The sequence below is a fragment of the Algorimicrobium echini genome, from assembly GCF_900115185.1.
Taxonomy (GTDB): Bacteria; Bacteroidota; Bacteroidia; order Flavobacteriales; family Flavobacteriaceae; genus Algorimicrobium; species Algorimicrobium echini.
This window is the reverse complement of sequence record NZ_FOVN01000002.1, coordinates 94,335-112,602: the sequence shown is the minus strand read 5'-3', so window position 1 is coordinate 112,602 and position 18,268 is coordinate 94,335. Positions and strand designations below refer to the sequence as shown.

The following is an 18,268-nucleotide window of genomic DNA, read 5'->3' as shown; positions in this document are numbered from 1 at the left end:
TTTGAAAATGTTGTAGTTATTAAAAAAGATAAATTAAACAAAACGTATTGCGTTAGGGATAGTAGTGAAAATCCTTTTTTTGCTGCCATATATGGCAAAAAAAGATTGAAGCGAATAGCCTGTTAAAACGCCCAAATATAATAAGATATGAAAGAAGGTATCGCAGGAAAAATAGCCAAAGTATTTATGCAATCTAAATTAACAGTGCTGTTAATGATTGTATTCATGGTAGTTGGTGTTTATAGTTCGTTTTTAATTCCGCGTGAAGAAGAGCCACAAATAGATGTCCCTATGGCAGATATTTTTGTGGGATATCCAGGAGCTAGTCCAACAGAAGTGGAATCGCGAGTTATTAAACCTTTAGAGCAATTAATTTCGAATATCAAAGGTGTGGAATATGTATATTCTACGTCCATGAAAGAACAAGGGATGGTTATTGTTCAGTTTTACGTAGGTGAAGATATTGAGCGTAGTTTTGTTAAGTTATACAACGAAATTAATAAGCACATGGATCAAATGCCAGCTGGAGTAACATTTCCATTGGTAAAAACACGTGCTATTGATGATGTTCCCATGTTAGGTTTGACTTTATGGAGTGAAAATTACGACGATTTCCAATTAAGCCAAATGGCTCAAGAATTAGAGGCCGAAATTAAAAAAGTAAATGATGTTGCTATTACCTATAAAATTGGTGGGAGGAATCGGCAGTTACGTGTTGTTTTGGATAGTGATAAATTGGCTGCAAGTGGATTGGATTTCTTGTCAGTTTCAGAGCTGATTAAAGCCAATAACACGCAATTAAGCGCTGGAAGTTTTGATAAAAATGACACCGAATTTTTAATAAAAACAGGTACGTTTTTAAAATCTGCTACAGATGTTGAGAATTTGGTAGTTGGTGTACATCAGAATCAGCCCATTTACTTAAAGCAAATAGCTACAATTATTGATGGTCCAGAAGTACCCCAAAACTATGTGAGTTTAGGTTTTGGTAAAGGTAGTGTAAAAGCATCCGATTACAAATCAGAATACCCTGCAGTTACCATTTCAGTTGCCAAAAGAAAAGGTGCTGATGCCATGAAAATTGCTGAAGTTATAATTGATAAAGTAGACCATTTACGAACCACTTTAATTCCTGATGATGTCCATGTTGAAATTACAAGAAATTATGGTGAGACGGCGTCTCATAAAGTATCTGAATTATTACTGCATTTAATAGGTTCTATTATTGCTGTAACATTTGTAGTCATGCTAGCTATGGGATGGCGTGGTGGATTGGTAGTGTTTTTATCGGTGCCTATTACCTTTGCATTAACATTATTAAGCTATTATATGTTGGATTATACATTAAACCGAATTACGCTTTTTGCTTTGGTTTTTGTAACAGGAATAGTTGTGGACGACTCCATTATTATTGCAGAAAATATGCATAGGCATTTTAAAATGAAACGCCTTCCTTTTAAACAAGCTGCTTTATATGCCATAAACGAGGTTGGAAACCCAACTATTCTAGCAACATTTACTGTTATAGCATCTGTTTTACCTATGGCTTTTGTCTCTGGATTAATGGGGCCCTATATGGCTCCTATGCCAATTGGCGCCTCCATTGCTATGATTTTATCGTTATTTGTAGCCTTAACCATCACACCTTATTTAGGTTATATTTTCTTACGTGAAAAAGAAAAATCTACCATCTTAAATGGAACAGTAAAACCTGAAAAAATTGAAAAACCAATTGAGGAATCTCTAATATACCGACTCTATAACAAATTTGAACGACCACTTATGGAAAATAAAGCTAAACGCTGGTTGTTTTTAGGTGGTACGTTTGCTTTGCTTTTAGCAACAATGATGTTATTCTTTACTAATTCCGTAGCAGTTAAAATGTTACCTTTTGATAATAAAAATGAATTTCAGGTGGTTATTGACATGCCTGAAGGCACTACTTTAGAGCGGACTGCTGTGGTAGCTCAAGAAATATCTCAATATTTATCCACACGTCCAGAAGTGGTAAACTATCAAAATTATGTGGGCACCTCTGCTCCAATAACATTTAATGGTTTGGTAAGACATTATGATTTACGTGGAGGTAGCAATATGGCAGATATTCAAGTAAACTTAATTGACAAAGGTGAACGATCAGAACAAAGTCACGACATTGCAAAACAATTGCGTCCAGACATTCAAAAGATTGCATTAAAATACAACGCCAACGTGAAATTAGTAGAAGTACCTCCAGGACCTCCTGTGTTGTCTACAATTGTAGCTGAAGTATATGGTCCTGATTATCATGAGCAGATTAAAATTGCTGAAAATATTCAAACCATCCTAAATAATACGGATGATGTTGTGGATGTAGATTGGATGACTGAAAGTGATCAAACAGAATATCAGTTTGATATTAATAAGGAAAAAGCTATGCTATATGGTGTGGCACCTCAACAAATTTCCCATACCATGAACATAGCATTATCAAATGGAACCATAACCACGTTATATGATGAAGATGCCAGCAATCAAGTAGGTTTAGTATTAGCTTTAGATGAAAAGGAAAAATCTACTATTTTGGATATTTCGCAATTAAAAGTCAGATCTAAACAAGGAAATATGGTACCTATTGCAGATTTAGTTACCATTAATAAAACCACATCCGCAAAAAGTATTTATCGTAAAAATCAAAAACGTGTGGTCTATGTTCTTGCAGATATGGCGGGAGAATTAGAAAGTCCTGCGTATGCTATTTTGGGCATGGAAGATAAGTTAAAAACCATTTCATTACCAGCAGGTTACGAATTGAACGAAATGTATTTAGGGCAACCCGATTTTGAAGATAATTATACTGTAAAATGGGATGGTGAATGGCAAATTACTTTGGAAGTATTTAGAGATTTAGGCATTGCATTTTTAGGGGCTATCATTCTTATTTACATTTTAATAGTAGGTTGGTTTCAAAACTTTAAAGCACCAATAGTTATGATGGTTGCTATTCCATTATCTCTTATAGGAATAATATTAGGTCATTGGATGATGGGTGCATTTTTCACGGCAACTTCATTTATTGGTATGATTGCTTTAGCAGGTATTATGGTTCGAAATTCGGTATTATTAATAGATTTTATTAACCTACGAACTGCTGAAGGTATTCCGTTAAAACAAGCAGCCATTGAAGCTGGTGCTGTAAGAACCACTCCTATTTTACTTACAGCTGGAACGGTTGTAATCGGTGCTTTCGTGATATTATTTGATCCTATTTTTCAAGGTTTAGCCATATCATTAATGGGCGGAACTATTGTTTCTACAGTATTAACATTATTAGTTGTACCATTGGTTTATTACATGATAGAAAAGAAAAATTATAAATAAATACAGATGGAGAATCCTGACTGTTATTGGGATTTACAAAAAATTACCAGAAAACAATAAAACTTTATTCAAATGAAATTAGTTATAGTAACGGCCGTAGAAGAATTTCAAAAAGATGTATTGAAACTCTTCAAGAAAGCTAACATAGAAAATTTTAGTAGTTCTGATATTGATGGTCACAAAAGTGCACCCAGTTTGCTTTCAACCTCCAGCTGGTTTCCTGCAGTAAGTGGTGGCAATGAGTCTGCTTTATTTTTTTCTTTTACAGATGAATCACGAATTGATGGTTTATTCAATTTAATAAAAGAATTTAATTCAAATTTAGAAACCTACAACCCTATAAAAGCGGTTGTTGTTCCTATTGAAAAATTTATATAATCTTAAAATTAATAATATGTTAAATACTTATTTTAGAGTTATTGTTGGTTTCATGGTACTATTAAGTGTGCTATTAACCGTTTATGTAAACCCTAACTGGATGTGGTTTACAGTTTTTATAGGTGTAAATTTAATTCAATCTGCCTTTACAAAATGGTGTTTATTAGAAACTATCTTACAGAAGTTAGGAGTAAAAAAAGGAGAAACGTCTGGTTGTTCAGTTCCAAATATTAATAAAAACCGTTCAAATTAGTTTACAAAAAAATCGTAATGAAGAAAATTGTATTCATTACGATTTTTTTAATTCTAGTGTTAATATATGATTTTAAACTATTTTTCTTGGAGGGCTGAATCGTAAAATTAAATACCCAAGAACTGCAGAAATTAAGGATGCTAGTAATATTCCAATTTTAGCAGAGTCAATATACTCAGGTGTTGATCCAAAAGCTAAACTTGCAATAAAAATAGCCATGGTAAAACCAATTCCGGCTAAAAATGAAACACCTATAATTTGAATGTTACTAATATTTTCGGGAATACTAACTAATTTTATTTTTTTAGCTAATAAAACAACCATAGGAATACCAATACCTTTTCCTAATACCAAACAAATAATGATATTGGTTGTTAGTGCTACATCCATCTCTGCATCACTACTAATCATTACACCTGCATTTGCTAAAGCAAAAACAGGGATTATAAAATAAGCCACCCAACCGTGAAGACTATGTTCTAAATGTTGTAATGGCGATTGAAATTTATTAGACCAGTCTTCTAAAGAGTCAATATGTTCAATCTGTTCTCTTGATAAAATAGGTTTTTTAAGTACACTAGATTGCTTTATTTTATTGTAAATATCTTCCAAATTATTTAAGAACGTTTCTGTGTAAATACGCTGTCTAACAGGTACCGAAAATGCTAAAAGAATACCTGCAACTGTAGGATGAACACCAGATTTTAAAAACAAAAACCAAACAATAATACCAATAAAAAATAAAAAGAACTTGGAATAAAAGCCTTTAAAGGATGCAAAATAAAGCAAAGCAAGTAAGGCTGCGGCTATTAAAAGTAGTGTGGTATTAATGGCGCCACTATAAAATATAGCAATCACTAAAACAGCTCCAATATCATCAACAATAGCAAAAGCTGTTAAAAATATTTTTAAACTTAAAGGCACACGTTTTCCTAATACATTTAATACAGCTAACGAAAAAGCTATATCAGTAGCCATTGGCACTCCCCAACCTTTAAAAGTATCTGGATTCTGATTAAGTATTAAGAAAAAAACGACAGGAACAATCATACCACCTAGAGCACCAAATAAAGGAAAAGCAATTTTTTTCATGGAATTTAATTCCCCAATTAGCAATTCTCGTTTAATTTCAAGACCAATTAAAAAGAAAAATATGGCCATTAAACCATCGTTTATCCAAAGTATTAATGGTTTTTTAAACTCAAATCCTTGTGTTATAATTCCAATATCGTATTGCCAAAGTTGCTGATAGCTAGAACTGTATCCTGAATTAGCCCAAATGAGCGCAACTAAAGTAGCTAGTAGAAGTAAAAGACCACTAAAACTTTCTATTTTAACAAACTTTTGGAATGGTGTTAGTAGTACCTGTTTTATCATATATTTATCAATATTAGATTTCCAAAGATAAGGGATTAGGCCTAGGTTTAAAAGTAAAATAGTGTTTTTGCCAAACTAGCAAATATGATGTTAAATTATCATATGAGCCGTAAAGCCTCCTTTTTTAAACGAAATTACTTTTACTTGTTAAAATAAGACTCAACACATTTTACTAGACAACTAATTGCTGTAGGCCAACATTAAAAAAGGTATATTAACATGATATGCAATTTGTTCCGTTTTATGGTTTAAGAATAAATGCTCTAAAAACGAATGTTGTTTCCGCATCATACTGAATAACTCAATATTATGGGCGTTAATGTATTCTAAAACAGTTTTCAAATACACATTTTCAGATTTCATAACAAATTCATGGTTGATATTTCTAAAGAATAAATCCAACTCTTGTTGTATGAGCTGTTGTTTGGAATCCATCGATTCAGATTCATTAATATGTAGAATATCAATTTTATAATCGTAATGCTCGGCCAAATCGATTAGTATTTTTAAATCTTTTAACTTGTATGTAGTTTGATATTTTGAAGTAAAAAGAACCTTTTTTATTTGTTTTATCGGGCAATTAAAAGGAATAGCTAAAACCGAAACATGACAACGTTGAAAAACTCGTAAGGTATTACTACCAAAAATAAGTTTCTCCAAATTGGTTACTCCTTTCGTTCCCATAATAATTAAATCTATTTGATGGAGCTCTACGGTTTGATTAATAGCTCCAATTAAATTATCATAGTCTACAATAAGTTCAAACGTATGTAATAAATTATTATACTGGTTTTTTAAAGTTTTTATTAGCGATTCTAATTGTGTTTTAGCATCTGAAATTAACTCACTGTAAATAGATTCAGTTGGTTTACTCTGCATAAGGTCATCAGAAATAAACGTTGAAGACTTTACTACATGCAACACCTGAAAATTACATTCTGCATAAGTGAATAATTCCAAGGCATACTTCATAGCATGTATGGAATTTTCAGAAAAATCGGTTGTCAATAAAATTTGCCTCATGGTTGTCTTCAGTTTTAAAAACTAAAGATACTATTTGAAACGCATATTTAAAATGACAATTATCATTTTCTCTTCAACTTACCTTATCATCATAAAACTGTTCGTTAGTTATAGACAATGATAGTACATTATCGCAATAGCGACTGTGCACAGGAGCAATTACTAATTCCTTGAAAGAAATCAAATCCAATGGTTATCATATGCGTTCCAGAATTATATCCTGCCAAATCATTAATGGTAAATTGATACGCATAAGCAAAATAAAAATTAGATTTCTTTATTCCTGCCATAGGCCCTAGATTAAGAGGATTAAAAAATTGATCATTAAGAAAGCGGTAAGATATACCACCCCAAAAATAATCATCACGTTTATCCAATTTTCTAATTTTAATGTTTAAATCTGTACTAGAACGATCATCGCTATCAAAATATTGAAAGAATACAGAAGGTTCAATTTCTAATAATTTATTGGTTTTGTTTTTAATTACTAATCCAGAATATATTTGATAGTTTAAAAGTAAATCTGGTTCAATGCCTGTAAAATTATCAATATCTTTTGGCAAGATATTATTAACGTTTAGACTGAAATAGAATCCTTTATTTCTATATAAAACCCCTACATCAAAATTATTGTTTGAAATAGATCTATCGTCCGTTACGCGAGGATCGATTATAGGCGACTCATAATTGGTTTCAAAATCTTCTATATCGATTCTAAAACTATTTAAATTATAGGTAAGCCCAAATGAAAGAAATTGATCCGAGTAATAATCTAAAATAAGGTGGTGAGCAAAAGAGGCTTTCAAACCTTTTTGAACCGTTAGTCCATTTCTATCATTATACAAGGATATTCCAACTCCTGAACGATTGGCAATTCTAAAATCCGCATAAACAGATTGATTATCTGGAGCGCCTTTTATTCCTACCCATTGGGTTAAGCCGTTGACTCTAATTCTTAAATTATCGCCAATCCCAGCATAAGTAGGAGAAATAACAAATGGATTATCAGCCAAATACTGTGTAAATACAGGTAAATTTAATTCTTGGCTATAACCTTGAGCTAATACTAAGAAAAGAGAATATATAATTAGTTTTTTCATTTTGAATCGTATTTAAATTTATGCCCTCTTTTTAGTTTATCTATAAAGCGTAAAGTGACCAACAAAATCTCTATCATCTTCAGGGTCGTTTAATCTTACAACATACCAATAATCACCAGTAGGAAGTTCTTTACCATTGTACCTACCATCCCATTTTTCACCTATTCTTAAGGTTGCTATTTTACGTCCATAGCGGTCAAAAATATCAAAGTCAAGATCTGGATAATGAACTGTACATCCTGGCGCCCAACCATCCATGACACCATCGCCATTTGGAGTGAAATAATTTGGGATACACACATCTACATAGTCAAAATGCCTAGATGCTATAGCCACACAGCCATTGCTATCCGTAACGGTAACTGTGTAAGTACCAGATTCTGAAATAATAAAAACATTAGAACTACCATAGTCTTCTCCATTAAGTGTGAAAACATAATCTCCTGAACCACCAGTGGCTGTAGCAATAATTTCATTAATTTCGCCATCGCTTAAAGTCAAGGTTAGCGGATCGAATGTAGAAATATCAAAAAGTTCCGTTCTTTGAATACAACTATTAGTATGTTGAACATCAATATAATGTCCTATTCCTGCTGGAACATCCGTGAAAACATTACTTGCTTGAAAAGGACCACCATTTAAAGAGAAATCTACATCATCTAAATTGGTAATACTCTCATCCACTATAACAGTAACCGTATTACTTGATGCATTATTAACACACAGGTATTCTATCTCTACAGTAGGGTTTATTCTCACAGAATCTGGGAACGGGATAAGCATTTCAGTATCGCAACCAGAACTATCACGTACATAAACAGTATGGTTACCTCCTGCTAGTCCAGTAAAATCGAAATTTGTTTGGCCTAAAGTTCCGGTAGTATAAGGACCATTGTAATTATCTAAACTTACTGAATATGGTGGTGTTCCTCCTGTAATTTCCACACTAAACTCACCATTTAAATCCCCTTCACAAACTTCTTCAATAACTGTTAAAGAGTCGAAAGTTATAAATACAGGACTTGGTTCGTTAATGGTAAAGTTGAGTGTTAAATAACACCCTAATTCATCCTGCACAATAACTTCATAGGTTCCTGGTTCTAAATCTTCAAACACATTGTCATCAAAAAACTGGTTTAATTGTGGTGAAATAGCATATTTAATAATTCCTGTTCCGCCAGAAGCGTTTATCACAACCGAACCATCATTAGCACCAAAACATGTAACATCGGTTGGAACAAATGGCGCTACTAGTGGATTAGAAGGTTCTGTAATGGTTATCGTATTTGACGTTGTTAAACAGTCGCCACTTTCTACTTGTACAACATAGTCTCCTGCTAAAAGTTCAGTAAAAATACCAGGATTGGTTTGAGTGGCAGGAATAACATTTCCTAGTGTATCAAACAATGTATATACATAATTACCTAAACCACCTTCAGCAGTAGCAACAATAACACCAGTTGCGTCTCCTGCACAATTAATTACCGCATTGGTTAACGATAAATTAAGCGTTAAGTCTGGTAATGGATCAATTGTGATTTCGTTAGAAACAATAGCAACACAACCATTAGCATCTTGTACATAGTATTCGTGAGTTCCAACAGGAACTGTAAACGTCGTTGATGTTGTAAATGAACCTAAAACTGGCGTAAAACTAGGATTATCACTATAAATATAAGAGCCTGTGCCGCCAGTAGCGCTTAAGGTAAGCGATGCTTCTGTTAAACATGTCTGCGACGTTTCTTTCACCAAGCTAGCTTGAATTGGAGTTGGTTGTGTAATAACAATATTTGCAGAGGTATAGCTACAACTAAATGCATCTGATACGACTACTTGATACGTTCCAACACCTAAATTTCCAAATACTGGTGAAGTTTGAGGACCAGATGAACTAGTTGTAGGCGACAGCATATTCAGTGTATATGAATAATTACTTCCTTGTCCTCCAGTAGTTGCTGTAACAGTAATAGTTGCATTAGCATCGTTAAAACAAGACAATAAGGTTGTACTTGGCATTATCGTAGCATCAATAGGTATCGGCACATTAAGGGTTACACTATCTGAAGCAATACATCCACCAGCATCCATAACATTTACGGTATAGGTTCCAGCTGATAAATTTTCAAACGTTCCATTTGGCGAAAAAGCAACTGTTGCGGCTCCAGTTAGTTCGTATTGATACGTTCCCCAACCACCAGTTGCTGTAGCTGTAATGGTTCCTAAATCATCTGTACAGGTTACATTAGCTGTTTCTAAAGCAATAACCGATAATGGTTCTGTAGGTGAGGTAATTGTTACGACATTTGTTGTAGTTGTACAAAACGGTGTGGCCGTTTCACTAATTTCTACAGTATAATTTCCAGCTAATAAGCCTGATATGGCTTGTGGATTTGTAGTAGTATTTGCAGCAATTGGTCCTAGAACAGAGGTTCCGGCACTATCAAAAACTTCATAAGTATACGCTCCTGTATAACCGGCTACAGTAATTTCAATAGCACCATCACTATCTCCAAAACAAGTTACCGATGACGTTGCAGAAGCGGAAGCAGTAACCGTATTAAATGGTGAAACGGTATAAGCTGCTGTAGCTATACTACACCCTGTATCTAAATCAGTTACTAAAAAATAATAATCACCTGGAGCTGTAATAGCAAATATATTTGAACCTTGTGGAGTTCCATTTGGTAACATTTCGTATTCAAAATTTCCAGAACCACCCGTAACTGTTATCGCTATAGAACCTGTATTATTACAGTCTATTGGAGTAGCTTCGGCAACAGTTGCTAAAGTTAACGTAGGTAATGGTAATACAGTAACTGTATTTGTAGCATTACAACCATTAGCATCTTTAACATAAATCGTTAGCGTTTGGGTGCTTCCAGTATCAAGAATTTCAAATGTATTGGTGCTAAAATAGTTTACACCATCAATACTATAGGTGTAATTTGGTGTTCCTCCTACTTCTGTAATGGTTAAAATTGAGGAGTTTACTGAACCATCAGCTGCACAAGCAAAATCGGTAGCAGATCCAGAAACAGTTAATGCAGCGGGTTCTCCCACGGTAACATCTGAAGTTGTAGAACAGCCTCTACCTGAATTCACTTGAACGGTATAAGTTCCTGCACCCAGTCCTGTAAACACATTTGAATTTTGAGGAGCTACAACTATTGGTGCAATTATTTCATAAGTATACACAGGGTTATCGTTTCCTGCATCTAAATTTACCGTTATAACACCTTCATTACTACCGTTACAACTCACATCAGTTACTAAAGTTGAGAAACTGACTGGAGTAGCAGAATCTAATGTAATGATTGCATTTTCCGTACAAAGTGTTGTTGCATCTGTGATTGTTACAGTATATGTTCCAGACGGTACACCCGAAAACACGTTACCCGCTAAACTAATAGATGGTGGACTTGGGTTAATAGTATAGGTATAACTTCCCGTTCCGCCTTGAGCGTTTACTGTAATTTCACCATCATCATCAGAACAGGTTGTAATACCTGTAACTGAAGGTGTTAATCCAAGAGGTGTTTCAATGTCTACGTTTACAGTATTTCCACAACCATTTACATCTCTTACTTGAATAGTATGATTGCCAGAGTTTAAATTCTGTATTGTAAATGGAACGGTTTGTACCTGAAAAGCACCTCCATCAATACTAAAGGTATAAGGTGGCATACCAACTGTTGGCATTGTAACATCTATTTCAAATGAGCCTTCAGCTGTATTACATTGGTTATTTACGATTGCTGAAATTACTGGTGCAGGATCCATTGGTAATACTAAAACAGGAGTTGTTTTGATACAACCATAAGCGTCCATAGCATGTACATAATAACTATTTGCATCCATGTTAAACGTACTCGTTGAAGCCCAAGAAGGATCGGTTGCTGGAGGTGCTGCAGCTGTTGTAGTAATTTGATACATATATGGCGGTGTACCATTTGAAGCTATAGCACTTATTACTCCAGAATTAGGATTACAATTTGCATTCTGATCTACCGTAGCCGTAAGACTTAATTCAAAAGCAGATTCAGTAATATTAAAAGGAATTGTTACCACACTACAACCTGTATTAGGACCTGATGTTTCACGTATTAAAACAAAGTAATTACCAAATGGTAAAGGTCCTAAATTGGTCACTGGTAAAGACCCATTAGCAGGTACTGTACCAGTTCCATTTACACCTGTTGTTATTAATGATAATGAATCAAAAATCTCATATGTAACATTGGTTGCAGCAGTATAAGTACTATTAATTATAAATGATACATTACCATCTGCACTACCTGTACAGGTAATATTATTAGCTGAGACAGCTGTAGCCGTTAATGTTGAATTTGTAGGAATTGGACTCGTTGCAGTTTCAAAATAACTACAACCAGTTGACGAATCATAAACAATAAACGTATATGTAACGCCTGGTAATAAATTATTAAAAGTAGCAGATCCCGGAGTCAATTCAGGAATCCATGATCCACCTGGAGCCGTACCTGTTGCAGGGTAAAGACTAAAATAAAAAGGCCCAGAACTAATTAACGTTGTACCAATACTCACAATTGCTTCTCCTCCTGAAAGGCAATCAGCTGTTGCTGTAATATTAATATCTAAATCATCTGGTGGTGATGCCACAAGTACATCTTGAATTAACACGGAACAACCGTTCGCATCAACCACATTTATTTGATACAATCCAAAATCAACGACATCAAAACTTACGGAAGTTGTTCCGGCGTTATTAAGTTCAGAGTTATTATAACCATTAGTGCCTGTTACAAAATAATTATAAGGTGGTGTACCTCCTGTAACGCCATCAATAATAACAGACCCTTGTGACACACCACTTGGGCTACACGTAATTGGAACCGCATGATGGGTAACATTAATTGGTGTTGGCTCTGCTATGATTATAGTTTTTGTATCCGTACAAGAATTATTATCGGTTAATGTAATGGTATAAGAACCAGCAGAAAGACCTGTAGTTTGAGTTCCATAATCGAACCCTGTTGTCGTATTATAAACATTTATAACAAATGCAGGCTCTCCCACTGTTGAGTTGATTATGACATTAATAGCCGCATTTTCATCACCATTACATAATATAGGTTGTGTTTGGGTTACTGAAGTAATTTCTGGTAGAGTAAGCGTATCAATTGTATTTACAGGTGAAAGTGCCGTACAGCCTTGTGCATCAGTAATTTGAAATTGATAAGTTCCATCGTTAGGTGTAGCATACGTAAAAGGCGTACCTGTAGCTCCTAAATTAGTAAAAACGCCACCATTTATAGATACCTCATAGGTATATGGAGGATAACCACCTGATATAGTACCTGTAATAACCGCATCTGGTGATGCTGTACAATCCAAATCTTTTGTAACGACAGTACTTATAGCCAATTGAGGCGCTATAGTTTCAGCAGGTAATGTATATGTACAGCCGTTTGCATCACTTACTTCAATAGTGTATGTACCAGGAACTAAATTATTAAAAATATTATTTGCTGTAAATGGCGCACCATTAATACTATATTGATACGGTGCCAAACCACCCGATGCCGTAACCTCCAGAGTTGCAGCATTGGTGGCATCGTAACAAAAATCAGAAGTTAAAGCTACTGTTGCTATTGGATTTGTTGGAACAACTAAATTAAAAGTAGCTGTTTCCGTACACCCTTGAGCATCAATAACTGTAGCTGTATAGGTCCCAGTTTGCGTTAAATTCACAAACGTATTACTTGTTTGCGCAGGAATTACAGTACTATCTGGCAAGGTGATACTATAAGAGTTTCCTCCCCAACCTCCTGTAGCATTAATAACAACTTGACCACTACCGTTACAAGTAATTGGACTTATAGTTGTTGAAATGTTTAAAGCTGAAGTTGGGCCATCAACGGTCAAGGTAGCTGTCGCTTCACAATTAGTTGTAGAATCGGTAATAACAATGGTATAGTTATCAGCTGATAAACCAGTTAAAACAATTGGTGATGTTCCTGCTGTAGATGCACCGCCATTAAGTGTGTATGTGAATCCTGTTGATCCAAACACTGTAAATTGAATGGATCCATCTGAATCTCCAAAACAGGAAATATTGCTAATATTTTGTCCTACAACCGATAAAGCTGGTAATGGATTTATGGTATAAGACTCAGAATAAGTACAATCGTTTTCATCGCTGACTTGAAAGGTATATGTTCCTGGTGTTAAACCAGCAAACACGTTAGATGTTTGATACGGTGTTGCTTCTGAAGTTGGCGCAATTATTTGATACTGCAAAACTCCATAACCTCCCGTAGTTCCTGTAATTGTTATAGTTGATGTATTTAAAGGACAGGTTAATGGCGAGCTATCAAAGGTTAAGTCTGTTGGTGGAGTTAATGTCTCTATAGTGATACTATCAGCTATAAAAGCACATCCACTAGCATCTTGAACTGTAACAGTATAGGTACCATTTATAAGGCCAGTAAACGTATTACCAGACTGAAATGTAACACCATCTATACTATAGGTGTAAGGTGGTGCTCCTCCAGAGACTCCAGTTACGGTAATTTCACCATTTGTTGTACATGTATACGGTGCAGTTAATGTTACCGTTCCTGTAACAGGATCACTTTCAGTAATGGTAACCGTTTGAACATCGGTAACACACACATCGGTTCCTGTAGTGTATTGAACAACTACATCGTAATTTCCAGCTGCAAGTGCTGTAAACACATTAGAATAAACAAACGTAGTACCGCCATCAATACTGTACATTAAACTATTTCCGTTTGGATTGGTCACATTTACTGTAATGGAACCATTTTCTGCGCTTGCACAAGCAATATTTGTTTGATCTATGGTGAATTCAGGAGCTAAAGATGCTTCAACTGTAATAGAAGTTGTGGCCTCACAGTTATTAGAATCTATAACTGTAATGTCATACACACCAGGTGCTGTAACAACAATTTCAGGTACGGTTTGAAATACCGTTGTACTATTTACGAAATAAAAATAAGGTGGTGTTCCGCCATTAGCATACACAGTAATTTCGCCATCTGTACACGTTAAAGGACTTGTTAAAGCAGATGTTGCTGTTAATAAAGATGGTTCTATAATTTCCACATCTTCAGTATGTGTACAGCCATCTTCAGTTTCCACTACTGTTGTATAAACACCAGGGTTTAAGTTTGAAAAGGTATAGTTATTTTCTGTTATCGGTCCAACACTATTCACTAGTGTAGCGCCTTCATAGATATAGAAAAAATATTGTGGACGAACGTCATTTGCAGCTAAAGTAATATTTCCTTTATCACCATAACAAAGTGGCTGTGCAACTGTTAATGAAACAGTAAAGTCTCTTTCTCTTATTTGAACATCTGGTACAGTAAACACACACGGATTTGTGGATGCTCCTATTTGTCTTATATAAACTGTATAGGTACCAGCAGTAGTAATAGGAAACACATTACTTGCTTGATACGTTACACCATCAATACTGTATTCATAACCATTAGGCACACCTCCTACTGTAATCTGACCTGGTGTAGTACAAATAATATCATTACTAGTAACTGTTGGATTTAATACGTTTTGATACACATTAAAATAGAACTGATTAAAACAACCACCTTCATAATTAATGGTCAGTCTAAATTGCCCTGAAGTATTAGCTGTAAAATTTGAACCTGTTCCTACCTGATTCCAAGTACAGGCATTATCTTCATTAGCACAATCTGCATTTGAAACTGGCGTACAACTGCTCTCATCCAATTGTTCCCAAATTAATGATGAAGCATCCGTAATTTGAGTTTCAATTAATGTAAAATCATTTGCACCACATAAAAAGATATTTGGCAATAATTTCCCATCGTTTGGACAGGTAACCACTTCATCAGCAAAAGGAATTACAGGGTTCGTTAAAGTAGTTCCTCCATAATTTGTTACTATAAATGTCTGATCAATAGATTGACAAGGAGCAATTGCTGTATTATGAACATAATAAGTTCCAGTTGCATTAACTGTTATAGTTTGGGTAGTTCCTATTACGGGTGTACCAGTTGGACTAGTTGACCATGAATAAGAATCATAACCATTTCCCGCAGTTAATTGAACGGTATCTCCACAAAGGATAACGTTTTCAACAAATGCACAGTCCAAATCAGCAAGAAAATTAGTAGCTTGAGGTATAATTAAACAGCCTGTATTGGTGTTTAAACTTGGATCATCTGTAATTATAAAATTAGGGTTTTCTATACCACCGTAGGTAGCGAAGGCTTGGTTATTAACAATATTTGAACAGGCATCAGCTAAACTGTCGCAACTTTCTACCACTTGTACATGAATTCGAATTTCAGTGACGGGATCTCCTTGTTCTACAATAGAATTATCAACATTAAAAATTAGTTCCCTAGTAGTAGGATTGTAACTTTGGACGGTAACTCCAGGTGGCAAAACCCCTAAATCTGCTGGATAATTGAAAATAATATTAATAGGAAGGACATCTCTAATCGTTAGATTGTCAGCATCATCATTACCAGTATTACTAAATCCTATTACATAATTTAATGATGTTCCCAAACCAACGGTTTGACCGCCAATATCATTTCCAAAATCATCTTCAACGATTTTAGTTAGCACAATTTTAGGTTCAATAATATCTACAGCAAAGGCACAGAAATAAGCAAAATACTGATCTTGATTACTTTCTAATCTAATGGTAGCATTCGTGTCATTATTTCCAATAACTGTATTCCCTGGATTCGGAATAACCATTATACCTGTATCAAACCCTAACGTATTGGCACTATTAGGTACTCTGTTATTTACAGGAGTAGCGTTTAATTGTGTAACCGTCGAGTTAAAAAAGTTATTGGCCGGACGGTCTACTGCAGACATGGTCACACCATTTAATTTCAACCTATCATTTTGAATAGGACTATCTCCTTCTAAAGCAGCAAAAGCAAAGTTTGCTCTAACGGGAACAGGCGCTGGAACTGTTCGGAATCCAGAAACAGGTATATCTGCATTTACGGAACTATTTATAGAGCTAAATCCATCAAAACTTGTAATAGATTTCCCAGGCAACGTAGGATCTTCAAAAACAATAAAAAGAGACCAACCAGCTGATAAACCTGTTCCATTGTAAGGGTTAAAATCAGACGTTTCTCCGACTGCAGTAGATACATTTCCTACAGTATAAGTACCTAAATTATTTGCTAAACTCGTAACAATAGAGGTCACATCTGCATAACATGAATATGGATAACTACTTCCAGTTTCAACACCATTAGCTTCATAAATAACAGTACCTACAATATCATTATAACCACCAGTGGGCCCTTTGAACTTGACACTTGTAATTGGGTCGTTTCCGTTTGTTACGGCTCCCCAATACAAGCCAGCATGAACAATTTGGTAACAGCCTGGATTTGGGATTTCTAAATCGGCACTTGTAGAGTTAAACGTTGAAGCATCACCATCAATATCAATATATTGCATATCAACGTTATGGTTATAAACAGAGGTGTCGTTAAATGGATTATTACTAGGTCCTAATATATTATTACCTATGAGACGAATATCGCCTTTTAAATCTCTGTTGAATCTTGGTGTAAAGGGCACAAAGTTTTGAGCAATGGATTGCATGCTCAAGAGAAGTATGGTTACAACAATGCCAATCTTAAAAAAAGTAGGTTTTTTCATGATATTTCAATTTATATAATCACTTAATCTTCTCAAGGGGCATTAATAGGATTAAATGAGGGCTTTTATATGTTTATTAATTCTCTATTTTAACTACAGACATTTTATTATTATATGGTTTATTTCCTTTCGTATCCAACGCATTCATGGCATCTTCTACATAATCGAATTTTTGATAATAGATGTAATACTTACTGGTATTTACATCAAAAAAGAAATTAATATTTGATTGTCCTGCAGACACTGCTTTTTCTAAAAAAGCATCTCTTTTGTTAACGTTTTCGTGCACTGCAACAATCATATAGTAACCGCTTTCTACATTTTGAACACCTTTTAAAATTTGCACATTGCTGCTTTGCTCTTCTCCTGAATCAAAATCTTCAGCTGTCAAAGGTTCTGTGCTTAATGGTGTGTTTCTTTTAATTCTCTCCAATGTTGCCATATCTTTGTTATACCGATCCTTCTCATTATCGTAAAGCGCACGTTTTATACGTCGTTTCCTTTCAATTTCTGTCGCAATTTTAATAGATTCTAAAGTAGAAACTAAATTGGCTCTTGTTCTTTCTGACTCTTCTTGTTCTGCTTTTAAATTTTTAATAGTCTCTAAATAATACTTACTGGTTTCATCATTTTTATTTGAACCTTTTTGAATTCTCTGTATATAAAGGTTTTCTAATTGTTTAATTGTTTCTTGACGTTTATTGATAATATTATCTAAATCCGATTTCAATGCTTCAATAGCTCTGTTCTCTGCCGTGATACTCTTAAATGGTTTTGGTTCCATAAAAATACCTTGTTCACTTAAGTCATTTTCTTCTTTAAGATCTTGCAAATCTTTATTTTTAGTAATGACAACTTCATTAAGTCTTACCAAAAGGATTTCTTGTTCTTTTTCGGAATCTTTGGAAGCTTCGGTTAGAGTGTACATGGATTTAGCTAAATCATCCTTTTGCGTAATTCTTGTATCTGTTTCTACTGCTATAGGTGTAGTAGCCATGACTTCAGTTGCAAGTTTAGCTTCTTCTTCAGCTTGTTGTTGAGCGGCTGTTTCAGCTGCTAGTCTGGCTTCCTCTTCAGCTTGTTGTTGAGC

General features: G+C 34.6%; 8 protein-coding genes. 3 read left to right on the top strand and 5 right to left on the bottom strand.

The annotated features are described in order from the left end of the window. Positions 1-147 precede the first annotated feature (147 nt). From BM239_RS06635 to BM239_RS06625, 3 genes are all read left to right on the top strand, one after another. Positions 148-3,360: an efflux RND transporter permease subunit gene (locus tag BM239_RS06635; protein ID WP_092206893.1), complete on the top strand. Its 3,213-nt coding sequence runs from the start codon at positions 148-150 to the stop codon at positions 3,358-3,360. A 72-nt stretch (positions 3,361-3,432) separates the two neighbouring features. Then, a complete protein-coding gene (locus BM239_RS06630) occupies positions 3,433-3,738 on the top strand; it encodes a hypothetical protein (RefSeq protein WP_092206892.1) in 306 nt (101 codons plus the stop codon). Positions 3,739-3,754: 16 nt separating this feature from the next. Next, entirely contained in the window at positions 3,755-3,991 is a 237-nt protein-coding gene (locus tag BM239_RS06625) for a YgaP family membrane protein (protein ID WP_092207508.1), read from the top strand. 72 nt (positions 3,992-4,063) lie between these two features. On the opposite strand, the gene nhaA is transcribed toward BM239_RS06625, so the two are convergent. The 5 genes from nhaA to BM239_RS15410 all read right to left on the bottom strand — a co-directional run. Beyond that, positions 4,064-5,368 carry a Na+/H+ antiporter NhaA gene (nhaA, locus tag BM239_RS06620; RefSeq protein WP_092206891.1) on the bottom strand — a complete coding sequence of 435 codons (1,305 nt, stop codon included), beginning with the start codon at positions 5,366-5,368 and terminating at the stop codon, positions 4,064-4,066. 180 nt (positions 5,369-5,548) lie between these two features. Beyond that, positions 5,549-6,391 (bottom strand): universal stress protein, encoded by an 843-nt coding sequence (locus tag BM239_RS06615; protein WP_092206890.1) that lies wholly within the window; start codon positions 6,389-6,391, stop codon positions 5,549-5,551. Between the two features lie 128 nt (positions 6,392-6,519). Continuing rightward, complete coding sequence (locus tag BM239_RS06610; protein WP_092206889.1) at positions 6,520-7,491, bottom strand: PorP/SprF family type IX secretion system membrane protein; 972 nt, start codon at positions 7,489-7,491, stop codon at positions 6,520-6,522. A 36-nt stretch (positions 7,492-7,527) separates the two neighbouring features. Beyond that, complete coding sequence (locus BM239_RS06605; protein ID WP_092206888.1) at positions 7,528-17,178, bottom strand: T9SS type B sorting domain-containing protein; 9,651 nt, start codon at positions 17,176-17,178, stop codon at positions 7,528-7,530. A gap of 76 nt (positions 17,179-17,254) precedes the next feature. Further along, the coding region (locus BM239_RS15410; RefSeq protein WP_092206887.1) for a sprD domain protein at positions 17,255-18,268 on the bottom strand (1,014 nt) is incomplete at its 5' end.